The sequence below is a fragment of the Streptomyces prasinopilosus genome, from assembly GCF_001419695.1.
Taxonomy (GTDB): domain Bacteria; phylum Actinomycetota; class Actinomycetes; order Streptomycetales; family Streptomycetaceae; genus Streptomyces; species Streptomyces prasinopilosus.
Genome location: NZ_LIRG01000649.1, coordinates 1 through 6172, shown reverse-complemented (window position 1 = coordinate 6172; position 6172 = coordinate 1). Strand labels below are relative to the sequence as shown.

Annotated in this window: 6 protein-coding genes and 1 tRNA gene; 6 read left to right on the top strand and 1 reads right to left on the bottom strand. The window is 70.1% G+C overall.

The features are described from left to right. The 4 genes from AOK18_RS31305 to AOK18_RS23930 form a co-directional block, all read left to right on the top strand. On the top strand, positions 1 to 412 hold a 412-nt coding region (locus AOK18_RS31305), incomplete at its 5' end, for a hypothetical protein (protein ID WP_338119134.1). Then, complete coding sequence (locus AOK18_RS23940; protein ID WP_055695677.1) at positions 409 to 1557, top strand: DUF3631 domain-containing protein; 1149 nt, start codon at positions 409 to 411, stop codon at positions 1555 to 1557. The genes AOK18_RS31305 and AOK18_RS23940, both read left to right, overlap by 4 nt. Positions 1558 to 1731: 174 nt before the next feature. Next, on the top strand, positions 1732 to 1917 hold the full coding sequence (locus AOK18_RS23935) for a helix-turn-helix transcriptional regulator (protein ID WP_055695676.1): 186 nt from the start codon (positions 1732 to 1734) through the stop codon (positions 1915 to 1917). Between the two features lie 65 nt (positions 1918 to 1982). Beyond that, entirely contained in the window at positions 1983 to 3362 is a 1380-nt protein-coding gene (locus tag AOK18_RS23930) for a tyrosine-type recombinase/integrase (RefSeq protein WP_055695675.1), read from the top strand. A gap of 174 nt (positions 3363 to 3536) precedes the next feature. Here the strand turns inward: AOK18_RS23930 and AOK18_RS23925 are convergent. After that, a tRNA-Tyr gene (locus AOK18_RS23925) sits at positions 3537 to 3618 on the bottom strand. Positions 3619 to 3859: 241 nt separating this feature from the next. On the opposite strand from AOK18_RS23925, the gene AOK18_RS23920 reads away from it, so the two are divergent. Then, the gene (locus AOK18_RS23920) at positions 3860 to 4348 is read left to right on the top strand and encodes a YajQ family cyclic di-GMP-binding protein (RefSeq protein ID WP_055570592.1); all 489 of its coding nucleotides are present in this window, start codon (positions 3860 to 3862) and stop codon (positions 4346 to 4348) included. Between the two features lie 587 nt (positions 4349 to 4935). Continuing rightward, a partial coding sequence (locus tag AOK18_RS23915) for an APC family permease (RefSeq protein WP_055695674.1) occupies positions 4936 to 6172 on the top strand: 1237 nt, incomplete at its 3' end.

The window sequence follows — 6172 nt, the reverse complement described above, 5'->3', positions numbered from 1 at the left end:
CCGCCCCCGCTTGGAAGGCCAACCGGCTCCGCCCACCGGCCCGCGCGCCGCCGAACCGAGCAGCGCCCGGCCAGCCGTGGGCGATCCGACAGGCGCCGCCCGTCAGGGCGTCGTCACTGCTCTTCGCTCGAACCGATTCCCCGCCGGCGGAACGCACCCCAGTGCCGACCCGACCCCGGAGCGGCCCGGTATCCGCATCTACGCCCCACCGGTCTACCGCCACCACTACGACGGCGCCCGCTGGTCCACACGGCACGGCGGCATCCCCACCGCCGCCTACACCTGCCCCTGCGGACAGACCCGCGCCGCCCGTGGGCAGGACGCCGTAGTCGCCCTGGTCACCGAATACGAGGCACACCGGTCCGGCTGCGCCGGAACGCCCGCCATGCCGGAACGGAGGAACGCCGCATGACCCCCACCACGATCGACGGAACCGCACTGCTGGACGAGGTGGAAGCCTTCCACCGACGGTTCAACGTCTTCCCCACCGAGGCCGCGTTCGTCGCCGTCGCGCTGTGGGACGCTCACGCGCACCTGCTCGACTGCTTCGACTCCACCCCCCGCATCGCCTTCCTGTCCCCCGAACCGGGGTCCGGCAAGACCAGGGCGCTGGAGATCGTCGAGACGCTGGTCCCGCAACCCATGACGGCCGTCAACGCCTCCGCCGCCGCCCTGTTCCGGTCCGTCTCCGCTGGCACCGGCAAGCCGACTATCCTGTTCGACGAGATCGACACCATCTTCGGCCCCAAGGCCGGGGACAACGAGGAACTGCGCGGGTTCCTCAACGCAGGCCACCGCCGGACCGGGGTCACGTACCGATGTATCGGTGACGGTGGACAGCAGACCGTTCAGGCGTTCCCCTCGTACTGTGCGGTCGCGGTCGCCGGTCTCGGCTCCCTGCCGGACACGATCCTGAGCCGCTCCGTCATTATCCGCATGCGCCGCCGCGCCAGGAACGAGAAGGTCGAACCCTTCCGGGCCCGCGTCCACGAAGCCGAGGGACACGCCCTGCGGGACCGACTCGCCGCGTGGGCGGAACAGGCGCGCGAGCACGTCATGGGGGCGTGGCCGGACATGCCCAACGGGGTCACCGACCGGCCGGCGGACGTATGGGAACCCCTCCTCGCCGTCGCCGACGCCATTGGCGGCCACTGGCCCGACCGGGCCCGCCAAGCATGCGTGACCCTGGTCAAAGCCTCCCAGGCCAACGACAAAGGCAGCCTCGGAGTCCGGCTGCTCACCGACCTCCGCGATCACGTCATGGTCGGTATCGATCGGCTGCCCACCGTCGCCATCCTGGACCGGCTCAACGCCCTTGATGACGCCCCATGGGCAGACCTGTACGGCAAGCCGTTGGACAACCGGCGCCTGTCCAAGATGCTGGCCGAGTACATGACGGTGGACAACGAGCCGATCGCGTCCCGCAACATCAAGACCGCCGGGAGCGTCCTCAAGGGCTATTACGCCGCCGATCTGACCGACGCGTGGGCCCGCTACTGCCCCCCACCCCCGGAAAGTCCGCTACCTCCGCTACCCGGCACCGAAAACGCAGTCTGACCAGTAACAACGCGGTAGCGGCAACCGGTCCCGGTTGCCGCTACCCATCCGCTACCGCTACCCCTTCCCGCTACCTCCAACAGGCCCCTGACCTGCGAGGTAGCGGCGGTAGCGGAAGTAGCGGACCTCAGAGCCCCTCCCTGGACGACTCATCCCCGAGAAGGAGTTACAGCCTTGGCCGGCACCGAAAAGCTCAAGCTCCGTGAAGTCCTCGAAGAGATCGAGATGAGCCGCGCCGCCTTCTACCGCATGCGCGCCCGTGGTAAGGCCCCCAAGCTCATCAAGCTCCCGAACGGACAGCTCCGCTGCCGCCGCAGCGACCTTGATGCCTGGTGGTCGTCAATGGAAGACGCCACCTGATCGACCACCATCCGCACACACCAGACACGAGGGGCCCGCTTCCAGTGGGCCCCTCTGGAGTTTGCATGCCACTCACGTACGACGTTCGCCTCTACTCCATCGAGATCCGCAAAGACCGGCCGAAGCCATACCGCCTTCGTTGGCTGGTCGGAGAGCGTAAGCACTCCAAGAGCTACACACTCAAGGCGCAGGCGGAAGGGCGCCGCTCGGAACTCATGTCCGCCGTGCGGCGCGGTGACCAGTTCGACGAAGAAACGGGCCTCCCAATCTCCGAGCTGCGCGCCAAACAGAACTCCATCACCTGGTACGAGCACAGCCGCGCTTACATCGACCGCAAATGGGTGCAAGCCCCAGCGAAATCACGGCGGAACTACGCCGACGCGCTGGCCACCATCACTCCCGCGCTCGTGAAGACAAGAGTGGGCATGCCGGACGCCGCGCTCATGCGGCAGGCGCTCTACGGGTGGGCGTACAACCGCAACCGCTGGAACGAGACCCCGCCGGACGACGTTGCTCGCGCCTTGGCTTGGGTCGCCAAGCACTCCATGCCGGTGTCCGCGCTGGAGGATTCCGCGACCGTACGCCTGGCCCTCGACGCCCTCACGCTGCGGCTGGACGGGAAAACAGCGTCACCGCGCACCGCGAAGCGGAAGCGTGCGTGCCTGAGTGACGTTCTGGGGCTCGCCGTGGAGGAGAAGTACTTCACCGTCCCGGTCAACCCGCTCGCGGCCGTGAAGTGGACCGCACCGAAGTCGGTAGAGGCGGTGGACCTCGAAAGCGTCGCCAATCCGCGTCAGGTGCGCGCCCTCCTGGCGGGAATCCGTGAGCAGGGGCCCCGCGGGCGGCATCTGGAGGCGTTCTTCGGCTGCCTGTACTACGCGGCCATGCGGCCGGCCGAAGCCGCCGGACTGCGCGCGGATCAGTGCCACCTCCCGGAAACGGGATGGGGCATGCTCACCCTGCGGCAGGGCATCGTCCGGGCCGGACGGAGCTGGACGAACGATGGGACGGCTCACGAGATGCGCCACCTCAAGGCCCGTGCCGAGAAGGATTCCCGACCGGTGCCCATCCCTCCGCACTTCGTCCGCATGCTGCGGCAGCACATCGCAGAGCAGGGCACAGCACCTGACGGCCGGCTCTTCCGGACGAACCGCAACGGTCCGCTACAGGAGACCGGCTACGGGGAGGTATGGGCGAAAGCCCGCCGGGACGTGCTGAGCGAGGCAGAGACAGCCTCGCTGCTGGCCCGGCGCCCATACGACCTGCGGCACGCCGGGGTGTCGTTCTGGCTCAGTTCTGGCGTGGACGCGATGGAGTGCGCCCGCCGCGCCGGCCACAGCATCGCAGTGCTGCACAAGGTGTACGCCAAGGTTCTCGACCAGACCCGGGAGCGTGCGAACAGCCGGATCGATGCGGCCCTACGGGAGTGGAACGAGCCCGAGTGATCATGCTCACCCGCGGGGGACACCTGGGGGACACGCACTGACCAACGGTGGGATACGAGCGGTACGAGGTGAGACACGTCCTCACCCCGGGCACGACGAATCGAACGGAGTCCCGCAACGAGAAACCCCCTCCGACCTGCCGTGATGGCTGGTCGGAGGGGGTCTTCCCCAGTGTGGCGGCGCCAGGATTCGAACCTGGGAAGGCTGAGCCGGCAGATTTACAGTCTGCTCCCTTTGGCCGCTCGGGCACACCGCCAAGGTCGCTGCCCTCGAACCGCCTTGCGGCGGTGCTCCGTGGCAACGACGTAAACGATACCTGATGGGGAGGGGTGCTCCGCCACCCGATTGATCGCCACCCGGGGACCCCGGGGTGGCTAGGCTTGTGTGGACGCGGCCCGGGACCGATGCCGGGCTCGAGGGCCGCCCTCATGCGCCGGTAGCCGGTACGCATCCGGATCCCGGCCCCCTACACAACCCGATACAAGGAGCCACAGGACATGGCCGACTCCAGTTTCGACATCGTCTCGAAGGTCGAGCGGCAGGAGGTCGACAACGCCCTCAACCAGACCGCCAAGGAGATCTCGCAGCGCTACGACTTCAAGGGTGTGGGCGCCTCGATCTCGTGGTCCGGGGAGAAGATCCTCCTGGAGGCGAACTCCGAGGACCGGGTGAAGGCCGTCCTCGACGTCTTCCAGTCCAAGCTGATCAAGCGGGGCATCTCGCTGAAGTCCCTGGACGCCGGTGAGCCGCAGCTCTCCGGCAAGGAGTACAAGCTCTTCGCGTCGATCCAGGAGGGCATCTCCCAGGAGAACGCGAAGAAGGTGGCGAAGCTCATCCGGGACGAGGGCCCCAAGGGCGTGAAGGCTCAGGTGCAGGGCGAGGAACTCCGGGTCTCCTCCAAGAGCCGTGACGACCTTCAGGCCGTCATCTCCCTGCTCAAGGGCCAGGACTTCGACTTCGACCTGCAGTTCGTGAACTACCGCTAGGTCCGTCCGAGCGGAGGGTGAATCCGCGGGCGCCGCGGGCGCCGCGGGCGCCGCGTGCGTACGTGGATGCACGCAGGGGGAGGGCGGGTGTCTTCGGGCGCCCGCCCTTCCGGTCGGTGGCTGTTTCCCGGGAGGCCGGCGGCGTCGGCCGCTGGAGCGGCCGAAGAGGAGCCGCGCGCGCTCGGGAGACGCCGGGGGCCGCCTGCCGCGGTGGTCCGGGTGACACCGGCGTGGAAGTCCTCGGTGATCGGGCGGCCCGGCCGACGGGCGCGGGCCCGGCCACCGGTGAATGCTCCGGTGAGGCCGGGAGGGGTCTCCCGATGGGGCCTTCGGGGGCGCGGCCCGGCAGCGGGGACCTGCGACCGTTCCGGCCGGCGGCTTCAGACCGGCCCGCTCGGTGATCGTCGCGTCCTGTCCCCCGCCCCTCCCCGCGTCTGCTCCTGCCCCTGTCCTTCCTTCTCGTATCGCGCTCCCGCCCCGGGGCGGTCGGTGGGACCCGCGTCCGGTGTTCCCCGTTCACGCCGTGTTGGGGCGGAGGACGGCGTGATGGCGTGTGACGGTTCCCGTGGTCAGTAGGGTGCGGCTTCATGACAGCCCGCTCCGGTTCCGAACTGCGCCGCACGCTCGGTGTGGGGGACGCCGTCGTCATCGGTCTCGGCTCCATGGTGGGGGCCGGGATCTTCGCCGCTCTGGCGCCCGCGGCACAGGCGGCCGGTTCCGGACTGCTCCTCGGGCTCGCGGCCGCCGCCGTGGTCGCCTACTGCAACGCCATGTCGTCGGCGCGCCTGGCCGCGCTGTACCCCGAATCGGGCGGCACCTACGTCTACGGGCGGGAGCGGCTCGGGGAGTTCTGGGGGTACCTCGCGGGCTGGGCGTTCGTGGTCGGGAAGACCGCCTCCTGTGCGGCGATGGCGCTCACGGTGGGCGCGTACCTCTGGCCGGGGCAGGCCCACGCCGTGGCGGTCGCGGCCGTCGTGGCGCTGACCGCGGTGAACTACGGCGGTGTGCGGAAGTCCGCGTGGCTGACACGGGTGATCGTGGCCGTCGTCCTCGCCGTCCTCGCTGCCGTGGTGGTCGCGTGCCTGGCCTCGGGGCAGTCCGATGCCGGACGCCTGTCCTTCACGGCACCGGGCGGCACGGGCGGCGTCCTCCAGGCCGCCGGTCTGCTGTTCTTCGCCTTCGCCGGGTACGCCCGGATCGCGACCCTCGGTGAGGAGGTACGGGATCCGGCGCGCACCGTCCGGCGTGCGATCCCGCTGGCGCTGGGCATCGCCCTGGTCGTGTACGTGGCCGTCGCGGTCGCCGTCCTCTCGGTGCTGGGGGCACGGGGGCTGGGTGATTCGGGCGCGCCGCTGGCCGACGCGGTGCGGGCGGCCGGGGTTCCGGAACTGGCGCCGGCGGTACGGGCGGGGGCGGCCGCGGCCGCACTGGGTTCGCTGCTCGCCCTGATCCTGGGTGTCTCGCGGACGGTGCTGGCCATGGCCCGTGACCGGCATCTGCCGGGCTCCCTGTCCGCCGTCCACCCCCGGTTCCGGGTGCCGCACCGGGCGGAGGCGGCCGTGGGAGCGGTGGTCGCCGTCCTGGCCGCCACCGTGGACGTGCGGGGCGCGATCGGGTTCTCCTCCTTCGGGGTGCTGGTGTACTACGCGGTGGCCAACGCGTCGGCCTGGACACTCCGGCCCGGTCCGGTGGCTCGGGTACTGCCGGCGGTCGGGCTCGCCGGGTGTCTCGTCCTGGCGTTCTCGCTGCCGGGGACGTCCGTGGTCCTCGGCACGGGAGTGCTGGCGGTGGGTACGGCTGTCTACGGCGTCCGGCGGTGGAGGG

Excerpts from the sequence above, each read along its gene's own strand:
- AOK18_RS23940 (WP_055695677.1), top strand. The coding sequence starts at position 409 with ATGACCCCCACCACGATCGACGGAACCGCACTGCTGGACGAGGTGGAA.
- AOK18_RS23930 (WP_055695675.1), top strand. The coding sequence starts at position 1,983 with ATGCCACTCACGTACGACGTTCGCCTCTACTCCATCGAGATCCGCAAA.
- AOK18_RS23920 (WP_055570592.1), top strand. The coding sequence starts at position 3,860 with ATGGCCGACTCCAGTTTCGACATCGTCTCGAAGGTCGAGCGGCAGGAG.